This is a genomic window from Candidatus Pelagibacter communis, assembly GCF_001180185.1.
Taxonomy (GTDB): Bacteria; Pseudomonadota; Alphaproteobacteria; order Pelagibacterales; family Pelagibacteraceae; genus Pelagibacter; species Pelagibacter ubique_F.
Genome location: NZ_CVSS01000044.1, coordinates 62,487 through 82,539 on the forward strand (window position 1 = coordinate 62,487; position 20,053 = coordinate 82,539).

The following is a 20,053-nucleotide window of genomic DNA, read 5'->3' on the forward strand; positions in this document are numbered from 1 at the left end:
AATTAATATATGAAAGATAAAAATAAACAAATCCATTATGAGAGTATGAGCCTTGAAGAATTGACAAGTCAAGCTGATCAGATTGTTAAATATTTAGAAAATCTCGAAAATATTGAACCTGAGATAGAAAAATACCATGATTTACTTCGATTAAATAATTTAATTGAAAAAAAATTCCAAAAAAATGCAAAAGAGATTAACTTTAAAACTAAAGAAAAGATAAAGTATATATCTGTAAAAAAAAATGCAACTTGAACTGAATAAAATTGCAAAAGATACAAATATTTTTTTAAAGAGTTTTTTAAAGAAACAAAATAAATCTCCATTGATACATCCTATGAGTTATGGACTTTTCTCAGGAGGAAAAAAAATAAGATCTAAAGTTTTAGTTGATGTTGGAAAAATCTTTAATGTGGATTATAAAAAATTAATTATTGTTGGTGCTGCTATAGAGTGTATTCATTCTTATTCTTTAATTCATGATGATTTACCATGTATGGATAATGATATGTTAAGAAGAGGGAAGCCTTCTACACATATAAAATTTGGGGAGTCTACAGCTGTTCTGGCAGGAAATTCGCTTTTAACAATGGCTTATGAAATTTTATCTAACGACTCACTCAAAATAAGTGATGAGGTTAAGATTAATCTCATAAAAAAGATTTCTGAATGTTCTGGTCATTTAGGTATAGCAGGGGGGCAATATTTAGATTTAAGTTATGAACATAAAAAAGTTTCCAAAAAAAAAATTATAGAAATGGAGATTAAAAAAACAGGAAAATTATTTAGTTTTTGTTGTACAGCGCCTCTTATAATCAAAAAAAGGAGTGACAAAGAGATAAAATTTTTTGATAATGTGGGTTCAGAGTTAGGTCTTTTATTTCAAATTGCAGATGATTTGATAGATCACAGTGGAAAATCATCAACTGCTGGAAAAAAAACTAAAAAAGACAAAAAACAAGGAAAAGCTACATTAATTAGTTTACTTGGTCACAAAAACTCTATTAAATATAGTAATAATTTAATTAAAAGATTAAAAAACAAAATTAATAAATATGGTCCAAAATCAAATGATTTGATCAATACACTTAACTTTATTTTAAATCGTAAAAGATAATGGGTAATTACAAATATTTAGATAAAATAAATTTTCCAACAGATCTCAAAAAAATTTCTGAATTAGAATTACAAAAAGTTTCTGATGAATTAAGAGAAGAAACAATTAATGCAGTTTCAGAAACAGGAGGACATTTAGGAGCTAGCTTAGGAGTAGTTGAACTTACTGTTGCACTTCATTATGTATTTAATACCCCAAAGGATAAATTAATTTGGGATGTTGGTCATCAGAGTTATCCACATAAAATATTAACTGGTAGAAAAGATAAGATTAGAACCTTACGTCAAGGTGGAGGAATTTCTGGTTTTACAAAAAGATCAGAAAGTGAGTATGATCCTTTTGGAGCTGCTCATAGCTCTACATCAATTTCATCAGCTCTTGGTATTGCTCAGGCAAATAAACTATCTAACAAAAAAGATAATGTAATTGCAGTTATTGGCGATGGAGCAATAAGTGGCGGAATGGCATATGAAGCCATGAATAACGCAGGTGTCTCCAAAACAAAGATGATAGTAATTTTAAATGACAATGATATGTCAATCGCAAGACCAGCTGGAGCTATGGGCACTTACCTAGCAAAAATTTTTTCTGGTAAAATATATTTTAGTTTAAGAGAAACTATTAAATTAATTATCTCATCCTTTTCAAAAAGATTTAGTGCAAAGGCAGGCAAGGCTGAAGATTTATTCAGATCTGCTATTTCAGGAGGAACTTTGTTCAATTCATTGGGTTTTTATTATATAGGACCTATAGATGGTCACGATTTAACAAGTTTGATCCCTATTTTAAAAAACGTAAAAGATTCAAAGCATGAAGGACCCATCTTGATTCATATAAAAACAAAAAAAGGAAAAGGCTATTCTTATGCTGAAAAAGCAAGTGATCATTATCATGGTGTTTCTAAATTTAATATAAGTACAGGAATTCAGTATAAATCTAGTAGTAAGATGCCAACTTATACTAAAGTTTTCTCTAATACGTTAATTCAGCATGCTAAAAATGACAGCAAAATAGTAGCTATCACAGCTGCAATGCCAGATGGAACTGGTTTGACTGATTTTGGTAAAGAATTTCCAGATAGAACTTTTGATGTAGGTATTGCTGAACAACATGCGGTTACTTTTGCAGCTGGGTTGGCTACAGAAAATTATAAACCTTACGCAGCAATTTATTCAACATTTTTACAAAGAGCATATGATCAGGTTGTGCATGATGTAGCAATTCAAAGTTTACCAGTTCGTTTTGCAATAGATCGAGCTGGCTTAGTTGGAGCAGATGGGCCAACACATGCAGGATCATTTGATACAACTTATCTATCAACATTACCAAATTTTGTTGTAATGGCAGCTAGTGATGAGGCAGAGTTGGTTAGAATGATTAATACCTCAGTTAATATTAATGATAAACCTTCCGCCTTTAGGTTTCCAAGAGGATCAGGCGTAGGAGCTACTTTACCACCAATAAATGAAACAATCGAAATAGGTAAAGGAAAGGTAATCCAAGAAGGAAAAAAATTAGCAATATTAAATTTTGGTGCAAGACTTAAGGAAACAATTAATGCATCAAATAATTTAAAGAAAAAAGGAATAAATATAACTATTGTTGACGCTCGTTTTGCTAAACCTTTAGATGAAAGTTTGATTTGGCAATTAGCAACTAATCACGAGTCAATTTTAACTATCGAAGAAGGCTCTATAGGAGGTTTTGGATCTCACGTTGTAGATTTTTTATCTAAAAAAAGTTTATTAGATACAAATTTAAAATTTCGATCTATGACACTTCCAGATATGTTTATAGATCAAGATATGCCAGAAAAAATGTATAAATTTGCTGGACTAGATGCAAAATCCATAGAGGATAAAATTTTAGATTTAATAAATTCTAATATTGTTTTACAAAAACAAAAATAGTTTTTATTTACATTGAGCCTTATGCATTAAATAGTGGTCTAGTAAAACACAAGCCAGCATCGCTTCACCAACTGGCACAGCTCTTATTCCAACACAAGGATCATGGCGCCCCCTTACTGATATAGACGTATTTTTTCCAAATTTGTCTATAGTCTTTCTTTTTTTTAAAATTGATGATGTTGGTTTTACAGCAAAAGAAACTACAATTTCTTGTCCAGAAGAAATTCCTCCTAAAATTCCTCCTGCATTATTTGATTGGAAATTTATTTTTTTATTTTTTTTAAATATTTGGTCAGAATTATCCTCACCACTTAGCATCGCTACATTCATGCCAGAACCAATATTTACTCCTTTAACCGCATTTATACTCATCATTGCTGAGGCAATATCAGAGTCTAATTTTGAATATATTGGTGCACCTAAACCTGGAGGAACACCATTAGCTCTTACTTCGATAATTGCGCCACACGAAGATCCAGATTTCCTGATGCTTAATAAATATTTTTCCCATAATTTTATCATAGATTTATCAGGACAAAAAAATGGATTTTTATTTATTATATTTTCATTCCAATTATTTGTGTCACATTTTAAAATACCTAGCTGTGTAACTGCTCCAACTATCTTAAACATTTTTCCAATTTTTTTATTTAATACTTTTTTTGCTATTGAACCTGCTGCAACTCTTGCAGCAGTTTCTCTAGCAGATGATCTTCCACCTCCCCTATAATCTCTAATTCCATATTTTTTAAAATAAGTGAAGTCTGCATGTCCTGGTCTAAATTTGTTTTTTATGTCACTATAATCTTTTGATCTCATGTCTTCATTATAGATAATTAATGAAATAGGCGTACCTGTAGTTTTTCCCTCGAATACACCAGATAAAATTTGAACTTTATCACTTTCTTTTCTTTGAGTTGTAAATTTTGATTGACCAGGTTTTCTTCTATTGAGATCTCTTTGAATATCTTGCTCTGTGAGATCAATTAGAGGTGGACAACCGTCAATTACGCATCCAATTGCAGTACCGTGAGACTCACCCCAAGTAGTGAAACGAAATAGCTTTCCAAAAGTGTTAAATGACATTATTTATAGTGTATAGATTATTTTGTTAAAATTATGAATCAAAAAAATTCTTTAGGCCTAGATAGTTGTTTTATTGACACAGATGAACCATTTGAACTTTTTGATAAATGGTATGGGGAAGCAAAGAAAAAAGAAATAAACGACCCTAATGCACTTTCTCTTGCAACCTCATCAAAAAATGGAATACCTTCAGTAAGAATGGTACTTTTAAAAGGGTATAGTAAAAATGGATTTGTGTTTTATACTAATTTTAATAGTCAAAAAGGAAATGAGATTATAGATAATCCTAATGTGGCAATGTGTTTTCATTGGAAAAGTTTATTGAGACAAGTAAGAATAAATGGAGATGTTTCTCAGGTTTCAGATCAGGTAGCAGATGAATATTATGATACAAGATCATATGAAAGTAGAATTGGCGCGTGGGCTTCCAATCAAAGTTCTGTGCTAAATAATAGAGATGAACTTTTTAATGCTATTGAAAAGTTCAAAAAGAAATTTGATGACAAAAATAAAGTACCTAGACCAAATCATTGGTCGGGATGGAGTTTAAAACCCCATAGTATCGAATTTTGGTTAGATGGTAAAAATAGAATTCACGAGAGATTGAAATATTTTAAAACTTCAGACGGCAACTGGAAAAAAATCTTATTAAGCCCTTAAAAATTTCTTGATATACTAAATGAGGTGAGATTATTTAATATATCTTTCTCTTTACAATCTTTAAAAATTGAGAGTGAACTTGATGCTAAGTCGATATAATGTTGAGCTTTTTTATAACATTCAGCTATAATTTTATATTTCTTTATAAGTTTCAAAATATAATCTAAATCATTATTTTTTCTGTCTTCACTTGAGAATATATCTTTAATTAATTTTTTTTCATCATCATTAATTTTTTGAAAAAGTAATATTATAGGTAGAGTTATTTTTCCTTCATAAAAGTCTTGACCAATTTTTTTTCCAAATATTTTTAAATCAGAATTATAATCAAGTGTATCATCTGCAATTTGAAATGTGAGACCTAAGTTTCTTCCATAAAATTCTAGTGCTTCTTTTTTCTTTGTATCAACCTCTGCCAAAATTGCTCCAACTTTAGTTGAGGCAGAAAAAAGTGCTGCAGTTTTATCAGTAATTATTTTAAGATATGTTTCTTCAAGCATATCAATTTCTCCTTTATGTTGAAGCTGTAGTATTTCACCTTGGGCAATTCTTGAAGATGTAGCAGAAAGTAATTTTAAAATTTCGATATTTCCGTCATCAACAATCATTTCAAAACATCTACTTAATAAATAGTCACCCAATAATATTGAGGATTGATTATTCCAAATTTTGTTTAAAGTTTTTTTACCCCTACGAATTTGACCATCATCAATTACATCGTCATGCATCAAAGTTGCAGCGTGTATCAGTTCTACACATGCAGCCAAATTGATATCTCTTGATCCTTTTTTATACCCACACAATCTTGCAGCACCGAGTGTTAATAAAGCTCTTAATCTTTTTCCTCCAGTATCAATATGATAAGCTGTCATTTTATTTGCTAATTCCACTTCACTAGAAAGTTTAGATTTAATCTTTTCCTCAACTAACAATAATTTTTCTTCTACAGAATTCTTTAATTGAAAGTAAGAGTTATTAATTTGATTTTTAAGCTTAACTACAGTTCCCATAGTCATTAAATTAGTACATAAAATTTAATTTATTACTTATCAATTGACGCACCCAAAACTTCAATTATAAGTAGTCTTTATTATCAATAAAAACTTCTATAAAAGTTAAAAATGTTATCTATTTTCAAAAAAAAAAAACTAGTTTCTCATATTAAGCTAAATGGGATCATAGGAAATGTAGGTAAGTTTCGACAAGGCATTGATTTCTCAGGACAAGAGGAAATGATACAAAAGGCTTTTTCACTTAAAAAAGCTACATGTGTTGCGATCTCAATAAATTCACCAGGTGGATCTCCTGTGCAATCGCATATGATTTACAATTATATTAGGTATCAAGCAAAAAAAAGTAAAAAAAAGGTAATAGTTTTTGCCGAGGATGTTGCTGCCTCAGGTGGTTACTTAATAGCTTGTGCTGGGGATGAGATTTATGCAAACTCAAGCTCAATTATAGGCTCGATTGGAGTTATTTATTCCTCTTTTGGTTTTACTGAACTTATTAAAAAAGTAGGTATAGAGAGACGAGTTCATACTGCTGGAAAAAATAAGAGTACACTTGATCCATTTTTAGATGAAAAAAAAGAAGATATTGAAAGACTTAAAAATATTCAATTAGACTTGCATCAAGACTTTATTAAAGTTGTTGAAAATAGTAGAGGCTCAAAACTTAAAAAAGATGGAATTGAACTATTTTCAGGTGAATTTTGGACTGGTCATAAAGCTAAACAACTTGGTTTGATAGATGAAATAGGTGATATAAACCAAATTTTAAAAAATAAGTATGGAGATGATGTAGTTATAAAAAAATTTGAGAAATCTAAAAGCTGGTTAAGTAAGAAACTATCAGCTTCAAACGATCAACTTGATAAAATAACTAATATTTTAGATGAAAGATCAATTTGGCAAAGATATGGTTTCTAAAAAAAAAAAGACAAAAACAAAACCACTAAGCTTTCAAGATACAATTTTTAATTTACAAAAATTTTGGAGTAAACAAGGTTGCGTAATTTTACAACCTTATGATCTTGAAGTAGGTGCTGGTACTTTTCATCCAGCAACAACTTTGAGATCTTTAGGATCAAAACCGTGGAAAGCCGCATATGTTCAACCTTCCAGGAGACCAACAGACGGCAGGTATGGTGAAAATCCAAACCGTCTTCAACATTATTATCAATTTCAAGTAATAATTAAACCTTCTTTGAGTAATATCAAAAAACTTTATTTAAATAGTTTATCTGTAATTGGTATAGACTACTTAAATCACGATATAAGATTTGTTGAGGATGACTGGGAAAGTCCCACTTTAGGAGCGGCTGGTTTAGGTTGGGAAGTTTGGTGTGACGGTATGGAGATTACTCAATTCACTTATTTTCAACAAATGGCAGGATTTGAGTGTAAGCCTGTGTCAGTTGAAATTACTTATGGTCTAGAAAGAATCTGCATGTTTACACAGCAAAAAAAAAATGTTTATGAATTGGAGTGGAATAATAATGGAGTGAAATATCGTGAAGTATATCACCAGTCTGAAAAAGAATTTTCAAAGTATAATTTTGAATATGCAAATACAGAAGTTTTATTTAAAATATTTGATATGTATGAAGCAGAGGCGATATCTTTAATTAAACATAAAATCTCACTTCCAGCCTATGATCAATGTCTAAAAGCAAGTCACGTTTTCAATGTCTTAGATGCTAGAGGCTCAATAAGTGTAGCAGAGAGAGCTGATTACATAGGCAGGATCAGGAATATAGTAAAATCAGTAGCAGAGGTCTGGATCGAAACTCAACAAGCTGTGTTGTGATGTCAGAATTTTTTTTAGAATTGTTTAGCGAAGAAATTCCAGTTTCACTTCAAAAGGATTTGAGGATTAAATTATTTGAAAATATTTGTAAGATTTTTGATGATAAATTTATAAAATCAAAAAAAAAGTTTTCCATATCAACTCCTAATAGATTAATTATTGTTTTTCAAGGAATAGATAAAGAAATAAAAAGTAAATCTACTGAAATTAAGGGTCCAAGTACCTCGTCTCCACCCCAAGCATTAGAGGGATTTTTAAAATCACAGAACTCAAATAAAAAAAATATATACATAAAAAAAATTGAAAAAGGTGAATTTTATTTTTTAAGAACTAAAGAAACTAAGTTACAAACTTCAGAATTATTAAAAGATGTTCTTCCAAAAATAATCAATGATTTCAAATGGAAAAAATCAATGAAATGGGGTGATTTTGACCTTAATTGGGGAAGGCCATTAAAATCAATCTTGTGTATTTTTGATAAAAAAGTAATCGATTTTAATTTGAAACATCTTAAATCGTCTAATTTAACTTTTATTGATAAAGATTTTGAAGATCAAACAAAAAAATTCATTAGTTTTAATGATTATAAAAATTTCTTTGAAAAAAAAGGCATTATATTAGATCAAGAAAAAAGAAAAAAAAAAATTTTAATTGAAATAAAAAAGATACTAGACAAGAAAAACTTAAAAATAAATAACAATGAAAAGTTATTAGATGAAGTAATTAATTTAGTGGAAAGACCTAGTGTTTTGTCATGTTCATTCGATAAAAAATTTTTATCAATACCTAGAGAAATTTTAATTTTAACAATGCAATCTCATCAAAAGTATCTTCCGCTCTTTACAAAAAAAGATGAGATAACAAATGAATTTATAGTTATTTCAAACAATGTTGATAAAAAAGGATTAATTAAAATTGGAAATGAGAGAGTTATTGAAGCAAGATTAAGTGATGCAGAATTTTTTTGGAATAAAGATAAATCACAGAACCTTGTAAAAAAAGTTTCTGAACTTAAGTCTATGAATTTTTTCAAAGGGCTTGGTACTTATTATGACAAAGTCCAAAGAATGAGAAAACTTGGAGCATTAATTTCTGATGAATTATTGATAAGTAAAGAAAAAGTAGAGCTTTCAGCATCAATATGTAAAACAGATCTAATTTCTGAAAGTGTAAGTGAGTTTCCTGAGCTTCAAGGAATAATGGGTAGTCATTTATCAAGTGCTCAAGGTTTTGATAAAGATGTTGTTGAAGCGATTAGAGATCAATATTTACCTATTGGTCTTCACTCAAATGTCCCAAAAAAACTTTATAGTATTGCTTTATCATTAACAGACAAAATTGATACTTTAAGTGGTTTTTTTGGTATTAATGAAAAACCATCAAGCTCAAAAGACCCGTATGCTCTTAGAAGAGTTGCGTTAAGTATAATTAGATTAATTATTGAAAATAAGATTGACCTGAAACTAACTGATTTATTAACTTATTCAACTAATTACTATTTAGATCAAAATTTTATATTTTCAAATAAACAATTACAAAAAGATTTGGTAAATTTTTTGAAAGAGAGGTTTAAATATTATCTTAAAGAAAAGGGTATAAGACATGACATTATTGATGCATCATCAAAAGATTTGAATTTAAATAAGATCTCAAATATTTTTGAAAAGTCTAATTGTTTAAATAAAGTTATTAATAAGCCTATTGGTGAGGATATAATATCTACATACAAAAGAGCCTCTAATATTTTAAACTCAGAGGTCAAGAATATTGAAAATGCCTTAGCAAATACAACTGATCCTGGTATCTTCAAGAGTGATTTTGAAAAAAACTTATATAAAAAGATTGAAGAATTAAGAAGACATTTCTCTGATATTTCAAAAAAACATAATTTTAATGAAACATTAGTTTTAATGTCTACTGCAAAGAAAGAGGTTTTTGCATTCTTTGACAATGTGAAAGTAAATGATGACAGTGAAAATGTTAAAAAAAATAGATTGGAACTGATTAATTTCTTCTGTAAAACCTGTGAAACTTTTATAAATTTTCAATTAATCAGAGATATTAATGAATAAGCTGATTTTTAATTTTAATTCAAAAGATACCAAGGGAATAAAGTATCCAAAAAATGTTTTAGGTGGCAAAGGTGCAAATTTATCTGAAATGGGACGAATGGGACTTCCTGTACCTCCAGGATTTACTATATCAACAAATGTCTGTGAATTATTCTTTAAAAATAAAAAAAAACTTAACTCAAACATAATTCAAAAAATTAAAGCTGAAATTAAAGTTATAGAGAAAAATGTTAAAAAAAAATTTGGAGATTTAAAAAATCCACTTTTATTATCTGTTAGATCTGGAGCTAGAGTTTCTATGCCAGGAATGATGGATACCATTCTCAATCTTGGTTTAAATGACAAAACTGTAAAGGCATTATCAAATAAAACTTTAAATGGAAGATTTGCTAAAGATAGTTACAGAAGATTTATCCAAATGTATGGAAATGTAGTTATGGGTGTTGAAAGCCATTTATTTGAGGAATTAATCGAAAATTACAAGTTAACTAAAGGTGTGCTGCTTGATACTGAGCTTGATGAAAGTGATTGGGATGGCTTGATAGGAGATTTCAAAAATATTGTAAAAGACAAGACAAAAAAAGAATTTCCACAAGACGTTAATGATCAGTTATTTGGTGCAATAAGTGCAGTTTTTTTGTCTTGGGACAGTAATAGAGCAAAAATTTACAGAAAATTAAATCATATTCCTTCAGAATGGGGTACGGCTGTAAATGTACAGTCAATGGTTTTTGGAAACATGGGAAACGATTGTGCTACTGGTGTAGTTTTTACCAGAAACCCCTCTGACGGATCTAATGATATATATGGTGAATATTTGATAAATGCTCAAGGTGAGGATGTTGTAGCAGGAACTAGAACACCTCAATACATTACTAAAAAAGCAAGAACAAAAGCTAAAGCAAAAAATGCCTCAATGGAGGAGTCAATGCCAAAAACTTTTGAACAATTAGAAAAAATTTTAAAAAAATTAGAAAAGCATTATAGAGATATGCAAGACGTTGAGTTTACTGTAGAAAATAATAATTTGTGGATATTGCAAACTAGATCAGGAAAGAGAACATCTAAATCTGCAGTTAAAATTGCTGTGGACATGGTCAAAGAAAAACTTATAACAAAAAAAGATGCTATTTTAAGAATTGACCCAAATTCTTTAGACTCTTTACTTCATCCAACTTTAGATGAAAAAAGTAAAATAAATGTTATTGCTAAAGGTCTACCCGCCTCACCTGGAGCAGCAAGTGGAAAGGTTGTTTTTACATCTGAAGAGGCTGAAAGATTAAATGGCATGATGCAAGAGGCTATTTTAGTTAGGATAGAAACTTCTCCCGAGGACATCCAGGGAATGCATGCCGCAAAAGGGATATTAACTGCTAGGGGTGGTATGACAAGTCATGCTGCTGTAGTAGCAAGAGGAATGGGAAGACCCTGTGTATCAGGATCGAGTGAAATAGATATAAATTATGATAAAAAGATTTTCAAAACTGCAGGTACTATAGTTAAAGAGGGTGATCTTATTACCATTGATGGATCAACTGGAAGAATAATTTTAGGGGACGTACCAACTGTCAAACCAGAAATTTCTGGAGATTTTTCAAAATTAATGAGTTGGGCGGATAAGGTACGAAAACTAAAGGTTAGAACAAATTCAGAAACTCCGGCAGATACTAAAATAGCAAGAGATTTTGGTGCCGAAGGTATTGGTCTCTGTAGAACAGAACATATGTTTTTCGATGAGGAGAGAATTTTATCTGTAAGAGAAATGATTTTATCAAAAACTAAAGAGGACAGAGCTAAAGCCCTTGAAAAGTTACTTCCACATCAAAAGAGAGATTTCATAGAAATTTTTAAGATTATGAGCAATTTACCTGTAACAGTGCGTTTACTCGATCCACCTCTACATGAGTTTTTACCAAATTCTGATAAGGAAATTTCAGAAATTGCAAATATCGTAGGTGCAGATATCAAAGAGGTGAGATCTAGAATATCAGAACTGCATGAACAAAATCCTATGCTTGGACACAGAGGTTGTAGGTTAGGAATTTCTTATCCAGAAATATATGAAATGCAAAGTAGGGCAATATTCGAGTCGCTTGTAGAATTGAAAAAAAGAAATATAAAAGCAGCAATACCCGAAATTATGATACCTTTGGTATCAACTGAAGCAGAAATAAAAATTATGAAAGGCCTAGTCCAAAATATTGCAAAAAGAGTTCAAGATGAAAATAAAATTAAGATTAATTTTACAGTTGGGACGATGATTGAGCTTCCTAGAGCAGCAATTAAAGCTAGGGATATCGCAAAACATGCTGAATTTTTCAGTTTTGGTACCAATGATTTAACCCAGACAACATTTGGTATAAGTAGAGATGATAGTGGAAAATTTCTTAATGATTATATAGATAATAAAATTTTTTCAATAGATCCCTTTATCTCGATCGATGAGGGTGTTAAAGATTTAATTTCGATTGCTGTTTCAGAAGGAAAAAAACAAAATAAGAAAATTAAACTTGGGATCTGTGGAGAGCATGGTGGAGATCCAAAAAGTATATCATTTTGTAGTAAAGCAGGTTTAAATTATGTTTCTTGCTCACCTTACAGAGTTCCGATAGCAAGACTTGCATCTGCACAGGCAGAATTATTAAATAAATAATGATCTTTGGGAGCTGTGGATTTTTACTAAATTAAATTTTTTAAATGAAATTTATATACTTTTCTTTTTATATCAATTTTGATTTTATTAAATTTTTTCTTAGTTATCACGTTGTAGTATTTACTATTTTCTGTATTTTGTTCTCGAAATTTAATAACTTTTTTATTAGCAATATTTGACAGAATTTTTTTAGCTAAATTTATTATAGATTGATAAATTCTTATTCTTAAATCTTTATAATCTTTAATTTGATTTTTTTTAAATTTTATATATTGAGATCTAATAATTTGCCCACTATCATAATTTTCATCCATAAAGTGCGCTGTAATTCCCAAAGCATCATTATTAAATAATGTCCATTCAGGACAAGTGCATCCCCTATACTTTGGTAATATCCCAGGATGAATATTTATTACTCCTTTAACTTTACTTAAAGTTGAAAAATTAATTTTATTAGGTGTTCCTGAATTATAAAGATATTTTATTTTATTATCTTTAATTATTTTGTAAAATTTTCTAGAGTTATGTGAAGGCACAAAATAAATTGGAATTTTAAAATCTGAGAGCTTAATTCTCTTATCAGCAAAATGATTACCTGTTCGCTCTTTGAATATTTCTAAAGTTTTACCATTTTTATTTGATTTAGCAAAAATAATGTAAAGGTTTATTCTTGAAATTGATTTTATTTCTTTAATCAAGAATGGTAATATTTGATCTGCTGTATTTGTAATAATACCAATATTAATCATTTTTTAGATAATATACATCATTAGTAACAAAAATAAGTGGCGCTCTGTAGAACGACCACTAAATCATTATTAACAGAAAATAAAGACTTTTGGAAACTTCTTCGTATAAACTTCGTAGTAATCTTCGTTGAACATTTTAGATAAGGTTTGTCGATATACAAAAATTCTAAATTGAAAGAGGGGCGTTCTGTTGCCAGGTGCCCCGAACCCCGTCTACTTAATTAACAAAGTTAATTATGCAGCAAGTGCGTAACTTTCGTTAGCAATTATAAGTAGCCCTTTTCGGAGGTACAATTCCGAACGAAAGAATAGCTTTTAGACACCCGTCGAATCTAGTTCACCCCCCTTAATTCATAATGGTGGAGGTGGTGGGTACTGCCCCCACGTCCGCAATGGTTATTACGAAATTCGTTTATCGTTATAGTTGGAAACCCAACATATATAATATAAAAATAAATGCTTAATTATACAAGTAATAATGTTTAAAAAAAAATTTATTTTAACAATAATAATTGCCATTCTACTTGTTGGTGTAACAATTGTAATATTCGATAAAGCTGCGAACACCCCAAAATATCAAACAAAGATTAATTCAATAATATTAAATAAATTTTTTCTCTTACCAGATCTTATTAAATCTACTGTGATGATTTTAAGTGGCAGAAGATCGTTTTCGAATTTATTTAATGATTATAATGTTAAATTTTTACCAGAAACTCAATATATAAACCTCAACTTAGAGAGAAAAAAAATCAATTACAAAAAGACAAATAGAAACTCTTTTTATGTTGATGTTTATGAAGATAACTTAATTGTAACAAGAAAAAATAATGAGTTTTATAGTATTAATTTTTCAGAATTAAATACAAAAGATAAAAAAATTAAATCTGAAAAATATGAAATAAATAAAAATTTTAACAGTGGTAGAGATATTTTTGACTCCTTAGTTTTGGGGAATAAAATTTTTGTTACAACAAATACTCAATATGACGATTGTAAAAAACTTGAAATATATTCTGCTAAAATAGAAAAAAAATTAGTTTTTGAGATTTTTAAATCTTTTGATGAATGTATAACTATTGGAATGGGTACAAGCCGACTTGAACATTTTATTTTTAATGATCAAGAAGGTCTTTTAATCAGTACTCAAGATGCAGATAATGATAAGCCAGGAAAAAAACCTCAAGATGATAATTCAATATTCGGTAAAATTTTATTTATGGATATTAAAACAAAAGAATTTCAAATTTTTTCCAAAGGACATAGAAATGCACAGGGACTTTTTGCAAAGGATAATGTTATATTATCTACAGAACATGGCCCCAAAGGTGGAGACGAATTAAACAAAATTGAATTTAAGAAAAATTACGGCTGGCCAATAGCTTCCTATGGAAAATCATACAGAAAAAAAAATTTAAAATATTTAAAAAGCCACAAGGATAATGGGTTCGAAGAACCGCTTTACGCATTTGTTCCGTCTATTGGAATATCACAATTAATAATATTACCGGATACATTCAACTCAGAGTGGCAATCTAGTGCCTTAGTAACATCTTTGAACGGAAGAAGTATTTATAGAGTTAAATTTGAGGATAAAAGTTTTAATAAAATAACTTATATGGAAAAAATATATATTGGTGAGAGAATCAGAGATATTAAATATGTTGATAAATTAAATTTTATTGTTGTAGCTTTGGAAAGAACTGGCGATATAGGGATTCTAAAAAACTATTAACAATAGGATTTTTTTTGAAACTTACAAAAGAACAATCAGAGGAAATTAAAAACCAACAGCTTCAAACTAGTGAGACAAAAAGAGTTACTTCAATAGAATTAGAGAAAATTTTATATGATGCAATTCCAGCATTGGACCATGGTTTTGTAAGGGTCGTTGATTATATGGGTGATGATACATCCATAGTTCAGTCAGCAAGAGTTTCATATGGAAAAGGCACAAAACAAGTTTCTACAGATAAGGGTTTAATAAAATATTTAATGAGACATTGGCATAGTACTCCATTTGAAATGTGTGAAATTAAATATCATATTAAGTTACCAATATTTATAGCTAGACAATGGATTAGACATAGGACAGCAAATGTTAATGAATATTCTGCTAGATATTCAATTCTAGATAAAGAATTTTATTTACCATCAAAAAATAATTTGGCTGCTCAATCAACTAGTAACAGACAAGGAAGAGGTGAGGTTCTTGAGGGTGAGCAAGCCGAAGAAGTATTAGATCTTTTGAAAAAAGATGCTGAAAGAACTTATAATAACTATGAAACTATGTTGAATGAAAGATATGATGGTTCAAGAATAGATGAAAAAAAAAAGGGGTTAGCTAGAGAACTTGCAAGAATGAATTTAACTTTAAATACCTATACACAGTGGTACTGGAAAACAGATTTGTTGAATTTAATGAATTTTTTAAGATTAAGAGCAGATAGTCATGCTCAATATGAAATTAGAGTTTATGCAGATATAATGTTAGATACTTTAAAAAAATGGGTTCCAATAACCTATGAGGCATTCATGGATTATAGAGTTGGAGGAACTGAAGTGTCTAATAAAGGAAAAGATATTATAATAAAATTAATTAAAGGTGAGAATGTTACCTTAGAAAATTCAGATTTATCGAAAAGAGAGTGGAATGAATTAATGGAAGCTTTTGGTCTTAAAGATAAATTGATTTAATCTTTTTTGCTAAATTAATATATATTGTTGAAATTTCATGATCTGGATCTGCCTCTACAATTGGTTTCCCCCTATCTCCTGACTTACCAACCTCCGGGTTTATTGGAATTTCACCTAAAAATTCTTTACTAAATTCTTCAGCTGTTTTTTTAACTCCTCCATCACCAAAAATTTTGTAATTTTTTCCGTCATCACCTTTGAAGAAACTCATATTATCAATGAGACCTAAAATTTTCACACCAAGTTTATCAAACATCTTTATACCCCTTTTAACATCAAGAAGAGCCACTTCCTGAGGGGTTGAAATAATTATCGCACCATCCATTTTTATTTCCTGTGAAAATGTCAACTGAGTATCTCCAGTACCTGGAGGCATATCGACAATGATAAAATCTAAATCTCTCCAATTTACTTTTTGAGTAAAAGTTTTGATAGCGCTAGTAACCATAGGACCTCTCCAAATCATAGGTGTTTGTTGGTCAGCTAAAAAACCAATAGACATACATTGAATCTCATATTTGATAATAGGCTCAAGTTTTTGACCATCACTTTTAGGTTTTTCGTTAATATCGAACATCTTTGGTATCGAAGGACCATAAATGTCTGCATCTAGTAATCCAACTTTGCAACCAGTTTTTTTTAATGCTAATGCAAGATTAGTGGCAAATGTAGATTTTCCAACACCGCCTTTTGCACTTGAAATAGCTATTGTAAATTTTGTTCCATTTATTGGATTCTTTTTAAAAATCTTTGGTTCCGCCTTACTTTTCATTGCGGCACTAAGTTCGGGCTTTTTATCTGACATATTCTGATCTTAACTTGTTTTTAGTAAATAACACACTATATAGATAATGTATGTCTGATGATTTTCAACAACGAGGTGGTAGCCCATGGGGGACACCTCCAGGAGGTGGAGGTGGAGGTAACGGTTCTGGAAGAGGACCCACGCCACCTGATATAGATAAAATAATAAGAGAATTACAAGATAAAATTAAAAAATTTTTACCAGGGAGTGCATCTTCTGGTGGTAAGCCAATAATTTTAGCTATTATAATTTTAGGCTTTATTTGGTTAGCAAGTGGTCTTTACAGAGTATTGCCTGATGAACAAGGTGTAGTATTACGATTTGGCAAATTTGTTAAAACTACTCAACCAGGATTAAACTACCATATACCGTTTCCAGTAGAAACAGTTCAAACACCAAAGGTAACAAAAGTAAATAGGATTGATATTGGATTTAGATCGGAGAGAGATAGTGGTTTTTCTTCTGGCGGTGGAGTTGCTGATGTTCCACAAGAAAGCTTAATGTTAACCGGAGATGAAAATATTGTTAACATTGATTTTTCAGTTTTTTGGGTAATAAAAGATGCCGGAAATTTTTTATTTAAAATTCAAGATCCTGAAGGAACAGTAAAGGCAGCGGCAGAGACTGCTATGAGAGAAGTAATTGCTAAAAGTGATATTCAACCAATATTAACAGAAGGTAGATCAAAGATTGAAGTTGAAACTCAAGACATTATTCAAACAATTTTGGACGATTATGAAAGTGGAATACAAATTACTCAAGTACAAACACAAAAAGCAGACCCACCTGATCAAGTAATTGATGCTTTTAGAGATGTGCAAGCTGCTAGAGCTGACATGGAGCGGTCAAAAAATGAAGCAGAGGCATATGCTAATGACGTAATTCCACGGGCTCGTGGTGAAGCTGCGAAAATTTTACAAGCTGCTGAAGCTTATAAAAAAGAAGTAGTTGCCAAGGCCGAAGGTGAGGCGAGTAGGTTTGTATCTATATATGATGAATACAAAAATGCTAAAGCAGTTACTCAGGAGAGAATGTATTTAGAAACAATGGAGAAAGTTTTAGCAGACATAGAAAAAGTGATAATAGAAAAAAATGCAGGATCTGGTGTAGTACCATACTTACCTCTTCCAGAGTTAAAAAAGAAAGTGACAAATTAAAATGAAAGCTGGAAAAATATTAGTTGGCTTATTAGTCGCGATTGGTGTCGTAGCCTATCTATCTGTAATTATCGTTAAAGAGGTAAACCAAGCAATTATTTTACAATTTGGTGATCCTAAGAGAATTATTATGAAACCAGGTTTAAATTTTAAGATCCCATTTATTCAAAACGTAGTTTATTTAGACAAAAGAATTTTAAATTTAGATGCTCCACCTGAGGAAGTTATTGCATCTGATCAAAAACGTTTGATAGTCGATGCATTTGCAAGATTTCAGATAATAGATCCATTGAAATTTTATATATCAGTTGGAAATGAGAGAGTAGCTAGATCAAGACTATCTACAATTATAAACTCAAGAATAAGAAATGTATTAGGTCAAGAGGAACTTCAAACATTACTTTCAAAGGACAGATCAAAACAAATGGCTTTGATTAAAGAGGGTGTAAATAATGAAGCGCAGAATTTTGGAATTAGAATTGTAGATGTAAGAATTAAAAGAGCAGATCTTCCTCAAGCAAACAGTGATGCAATTTACAGAAGAATGCAAACTGAGAGGGAAAGAGAAGCAAAAGAGTTTAGAGCTAAAGGAGCAGAAATGGCAGTAACAATTACTTCAACTGCCGATAAAGAAGTTACGGTAATTCTTGCTGATGCCCAAAAGCAATCTGAAATTATGAAAGGTGAAGGTGACGGAATGCGAAATAAAATCTTCGCTGATGCTTTTGGAAGGGATCCAGAATTTTTTGCATTTTATAGGGCAATGCAGGCATATGAAAAAGCATTGATAGGTGGAGAAACTTCTCTTATTTTATCACCAGACTCAGAGTTCTTTAAATTTTTTGGGAACATAAAACCTGAAATTCAGCAGTAGTTTTAATGAGAGAGCTAGCTATAGCTTTAGGTTTATTATTATTCATTGAGGGAATGTTGTATGCCTTATTTCCTTCAAAAATGAGAGTTATATTAAAAAAATTAGAATTAGTAAAAGACAGTCAATTAAGGGCTTACGGCTTAACTTTTGCTATTATAGGATTTGTGATTATTTATTATTTAAAAAGTTAGTATGATAAAATTAAAATCTTACTTAATATCAATTTTAATCTTTTTAAGTATCTCTGTCAGCTCGTATTCAAAAGGTGTTCCAGAGTCCTTTGCAGATTTAGCAGAAAAATTGATGCCGTCTGTAGTAAATATTTCTACTACTCAGACAGTAGTTACAAATTCAAATCCATTTCCTTTTCAATTTCCACCTGGTTCGCCTTTTGGAGATATGTTTAAAGAATTTGGAACACCACAAGAGAGAAAATCATCGGCATTAGGATCTGGATTTATAATCGATGAAAAAGGCATAGTTGTAACAAATAATCATGTTATCCAGGATGCAGAAGATATAATTGTTAAAGTGAATGGGGATAAGGAATATAAAGCAACAGTAGTTGGGTCTGACCCATTGTCAGATATTGCTGTCCTGCAACTAGACACTAAAGAAAAATTTATACCAGTTAAATTTGGGGACTCAGATGAAGCTAGAATAGGTGACTGGGTAATTGCAATTGGAAATCCTTTTGGATTAGGAGGAACAGTCACTTCAGGAATAATTTCCGCAAGAAATAGATCTATTGGTCTCTCTAGATATGAAGATTACATACAAACTGATGCATCAATAAATTCTGGAAACTCTGGAGGACCATTGTTTGACATGAGAGGTGATGTGATTGGAATAAATACTGCAATTCTTGGAAGAAGCGGTTCTATAGGAATTGGATTCTCTATTCCTTCTAATAGCGCTAAAATTGTTATTGATCAATTAATCGAATTTGGAGAAACTAAAAGAGGATGGTTAGGTGTAAGAATTCAAGATGTCACCAAAGAAATTGCGGATATAGAAAATTTAGATGAACCGAGGGGAGCACTAGTTGCCAGCGTTGCTGAAAACAGCCCATCAGATAAAGCTGGAGTTAAAGCTGGAGACATTATTCTAGAATTTAATGGAGAAAAAATAAACCAAATGAAAGAATTACCAATTATAGTTGCCCGAACTGAAGTTGGTAAGAAAGTTGATGTAAAAATTTGGAGAAACAAAAAAGAGATTATAAAAAAGATTACATTAGGCAGATTAGAAACTTCAGAAGATTTTAAAGTTTCAGAAAAAAGTCAAACAGATGAAAATAGAATTGATAAATTAAAAATAACAGTTAGAAAATTAAATAATGAGGATATAAGACAAAGAAATTTGCCTAATCAAACTAGAGGATTAGTAATTACAAATATTGAAAATGATTTTCACTGCAAATTTGCCAGATGATCTTGAAAAAATTTTAAAAATCCTAAGAAAT

The 20,053-nt window shown here is 30.2% G+C and carries 18 protein-coding genes and 1 other RNA gene; 14 read left to right on the plus strand and 5 right to left on the minus strand.

Going from position 1 to position 20,053, the window contains the following annotated elements; translation table 11 throughout:
* Positions 1–9: 9 nt before the first annotated feature.
* Genes AMN95_RS03890 through dxs form a run of 3 tightly spaced genes read left to right on the plus strand, consistent with a single transcriptional unit; the run spans position 10 to position 3,027 of the window.
* Positions 10–255: a hypothetical protein gene (locus AMN95_RS03890; protein ID WP_075522667.1), complete on the plus strand. Its 246-nt coding sequence runs from the start codon at positions 10–12 to the stop codon at positions 253–255.
* A complete protein-coding gene (locus tag AMN95_RS03895) occupies positions 245–1,117 on the plus strand; it encodes a polyprenyl synthetase family protein (RefSeq protein WP_075522668.1) in 873 nt (290 codons plus the stop codon). Before AMN95_RS03890 ends, AMN95_RS03895 begins: the two co-directional genes overlap by 11 nt.
* Positions 1,117–3,027, plus strand: coding sequence for a 1-deoxy-D-xylulose-5-phosphate synthase (gene dxs / locus AMN95_RS03900; protein WP_075522669.1), 1,911 nt, complete (start codon positions 1,117–1,119; stop codon positions 3,025–3,027). The genes AMN95_RS03895 and dxs overlap by 1 nt, the downstream gene beginning before the upstream one ends.
* A 3-nt stretch (positions 3,028–3,030) precedes the next feature.
* Here the strand turns inward: dxs and aroC are convergent, their stop codons facing one another.
* Positions 3,031–4,113 carry a chorismate synthase gene (gene aroC / locus AMN95_RS03905; protein ID WP_075522670.1) on the minus strand — a complete coding sequence of 361 codons (1,083 nt, stop codon included), beginning with the start codon at positions 4,111–4,113 and terminating at the stop codon, positions 3,031–3,033.
* Positions 4,114–4,146: 33 nt separating this feature from the next.
* Here aroC and pdxH point away from each other — a divergent pair, with 33 nt between their 5' ends.
* Positions 4,147–4,773, plus strand: coding sequence for a pyridoxamine 5'-phosphate oxidase (gene pdxH / locus AMN95_RS03910; RefSeq protein ID WP_075522671.1), 627 nt, complete (start codon positions 4,147–4,149; stop codon positions 4,771–4,773).
* Here the strand turns inward: pdxH and AMN95_RS03915 are convergent.
* Positions 4,770–5,783 carry a polyprenyl synthetase family protein gene (locus AMN95_RS03915; protein WP_075522672.1) on the minus strand — a complete coding sequence of 338 codons (1,014 nt, stop codon included), beginning with the start codon at positions 5,781–5,783 and terminating at the stop codon, positions 4,770–4,772. The two genes, pdxH and AMN95_RS03915, sit on opposite strands and share 4 nt — an antisense overlap.
* A 111-nt stretch (positions 5,784–5,894) precedes the next feature.
* Between AMN95_RS03915 and AMN95_RS03920 the strand changes: the two genes are divergently transcribed.
* The 4 genes from AMN95_RS03920 to ppdK are packed head-to-tail and all read left to right on the plus strand — an operon-like array spanning position 5,895 to position 12,306.
* Positions 5,895–6,701, plus strand: a complete 807-nt coding sequence (locus AMN95_RS03920; RefSeq protein ID WP_075522673.1) for a S49 family peptidase — start codon at positions 5,895–5,897, stop codon at positions 6,699–6,701.
* Positions 6,691–7,581, plus strand: coding sequence for a glycine--tRNA ligase subunit alpha (locus AMN95_RS03925; RefSeq protein ID WP_075522685.1), 891 nt, complete (start codon positions 6,691–6,693; stop codon positions 7,579–7,581). The genes AMN95_RS03920 and AMN95_RS03925 overlap by 11 nt, the downstream gene beginning before the upstream one ends.
* Positions 7,581–9,653: a glycine--tRNA ligase subunit beta gene (gene glyS / locus AMN95_RS03930; RefSeq protein ID WP_075522674.1), complete on the plus strand. Its 2,073-nt coding sequence runs from the start codon at positions 7,581–7,583 to the stop codon at positions 9,651–9,653. The genes AMN95_RS03925 and glyS overlap by 1 nt, the downstream gene beginning before the upstream one ends.
* Complete coding sequence (gene ppdK / locus AMN95_RS03935) at positions 9,646–12,306, plus strand: pyruvate, phosphate dikinase (protein WP_075522675.1); 2,661 nt, start codon at positions 9,646–9,648, stop codon at positions 12,304–12,306. The genes glyS and ppdK overlap by 8 nt, the downstream gene beginning before the upstream one ends.
* Positions 12,307–12,332: 26 nt before the next feature.
* Here the strand turns inward: ppdK and AMN95_RS03940 are convergent, their stop codons facing one another.
* Both AMN95_RS03940 and ssrA read right to left on the minus strand, forming a co-directional pair.
* On the minus strand, positions 12,333–13,055 hold the full coding sequence (locus tag AMN95_RS03940) for a formyltransferase family protein (protein ID WP_075522676.1): 723 nt from the start codon (positions 13,053–13,055) through the stop codon (positions 12,333–12,335).
* 176 nt (positions 13,056–13,231) lie between these two features.
* Positions 13,232–13,531, minus strand: a transfer-messenger RNA (tmRNA) gene (ssrA, locus tag AMN95_RS03945).
* 2 nt (positions 13,532–13,533) lie between these two features.
* Here ssrA and AMN95_RS03950 point away from each other — a divergent pair.
* Positions 13,534–14,790, plus strand: coding sequence for a PQQ-dependent sugar dehydrogenase (locus tag AMN95_RS03950; protein ID WP_075522677.1), 1,257 nt, complete (start codon positions 13,534–13,536; stop codon positions 14,788–14,790).
* A 14-nt stretch (positions 14,791–14,804) separates the two neighbouring features.
* Positions 14,805–15,752 carry an FAD-dependent thymidylate synthase gene (gene thyX, locus AMN95_RS03955; protein ID WP_075522678.1) on the plus strand — a complete coding sequence of 316 codons (948 nt, stop codon included), beginning with the start codon at positions 14,805–14,807 and terminating at the stop codon, positions 15,750–15,752.
* Here the strand turns inward: thyX and AMN95_RS03960 are convergent.
* The gene (locus AMN95_RS03960; protein ID WP_075522679.1) at positions 15,733–16,557 is read right to left on the minus strand and encodes an Mrp/NBP35 family ATP-binding protein; all 825 of its coding nucleotides are present in this window, start codon (positions 16,555–16,557) and stop codon (positions 15,733–15,735) included. The genes thyX and AMN95_RS03960 overlap by 20 nt on opposite strands.
* Positions 16,558–16,607: 50 nt before the next feature.
* On the opposite strand from AMN95_RS03960, the gene hflK reads away from it, so the two are divergent.
* From hflK to AMN95_RS03980, 4 genes are read left to right on the plus strand one after another with little or no spacing between them, the layout of a single operon-like run.
* A complete protein-coding gene (gene hflK, locus AMN95_RS03965; RefSeq protein WP_075522680.1) occupies positions 16,608–17,714 on the plus strand; it encodes an FtsH protease activity modulator HflK in 1,107 nt (368 codons plus the stop codon).
* A gap of 1 nt (position 17,715) precedes the next feature.
* On the plus strand, positions 17,716–18,588 hold the full coding sequence (gene hflC, locus AMN95_RS03970) for a protease modulator HflC (protein WP_075522681.1): 873 nt from the start codon (positions 17,716–17,718) through the stop codon (positions 18,586–18,588).
* A gap of 5 nt (positions 18,589–18,593) precedes the next feature.
* Positions 18,594–18,779, plus strand: a complete 186-nt coding sequence (locus AMN95_RS03975; protein WP_075522682.1) for a DUF2065 domain-containing protein — start codon at positions 18,594–18,596, stop codon at positions 18,777–18,779.
* 1 nt (position 18,780) lies between these two features.
* Entirely contained in the window at positions 18,781–20,022 is a 1,242-nt protein-coding gene (locus AMN95_RS03980) for a Do family serine endopeptidase (protein WP_082256668.1), read from the plus strand.
* The last annotated feature ends 31 nt before the right edge of the window (positions 20,023–20,053 follow it).

Bases quoted from the DNA above. Each gene is read 5' to 3' on its own strand.
- AMN95_RS03890 (WP_075522667.1), top strand. From the start codon at position 10: ATGAAAGATAAAAATAAACAAATCCATTATGAGAGTATGAGCCTTGAA.
- AMN95_RS03895 (WP_075522668.1), top strand. From the start codon at position 245: ATGCAACTTGAACTGAATAAAATTGCAAAAGATACAAATATTTTTTTA.
- dxs (WP_075522669.1), top strand. From the start codon at position 1,117: ATGGGTAATTACAAATATTTAGATAAAATAAATTTTCCAACAGATCTC.
- aroC (WP_075522670.1), bottom strand. From the start codon at position 4,113: ATGTCATTTAACACTTTTGGAAAGCTATTTCGTTTCACTACTTGGGGT.
- pdxH (WP_075522671.1), top strand. From the start codon at position 4,147: ATGAATCAAAAAAATTCTTTAGGCCTAGATAGTTGTTTTATTGACACA.
- AMN95_RS03915 (WP_075522672.1), bottom strand. From the start codon at position 5,783: ATGGGAACTGTAGTTAAGCTTAAAAATCAAATTAATAACTCTTACTTT.
- AMN95_RS03920 (WP_075522673.1), top strand. From the start codon at position 5,895: ATGTTATCTATTTTCAAAAAAAAAAAACTAGTTTCTCATATTAAGCTA.
- AMN95_RS03925 (WP_075522685.1), top strand. From the start codon at position 6,691: ATGGTTTCTAAAAAAAAAAAGACAAAAACAAAACCACTAAGCTTTCAA.
- glyS (WP_075522674.1), top strand. From the start codon at position 7,581: ATGTCAGAATTTTTTTTAGAATTGTTTAGCGAAGAAATTCCAGTTTCA.
- ppdK (WP_075522675.1), top strand. From the start codon at position 9,646: ATGAATAAGCTGATTTTTAATTTTAATTCAAAAGATACCAAGGGAATA.
- AMN95_RS03940 (WP_075522676.1), bottom strand. From the start codon at position 13,055: ATGATTAATATTGGTATTATTACAAATACAGCAGATCAAATATTACCA.
- AMN95_RS03950 (WP_075522677.1), top strand. From the start codon at position 13,534: ATGTTTAAAAAAAAATTTATTTTAACAATAATAATTGCCATTCTACTT.
- AMN95_RS03960 (WP_075522679.1), bottom strand. From the start codon at position 16,557: ATGTCAGATAAAAAGCCCGAACTTAGTGCCGCAATGAAAAGTAAGGCG.
- hflK (WP_075522680.1), top strand. From the start codon at position 16,608: ATGTCTGATGATTTTCAACAACGAGGTGGTAGCCCATGGGGGACACCT.
- hflC (WP_075522681.1), top strand. From the start codon at position 17,716: ATGAAAGCTGGAAAAATATTAGTTGGCTTATTAGTCGCGATTGGTGTC.
- AMN95_RS03975 (WP_075522682.1), top strand. From the start codon at position 18,594: ATGAGAGAGCTAGCTATAGCTTTAGGTTTATTATTATTCATTGAGGGA.
- AMN95_RS03980 (WP_082256668.1), top strand. From the start codon at position 18,781: ATGATAAAATTAAAATCTTACTTAATATCAATTTTAATCTTTTTAAGT.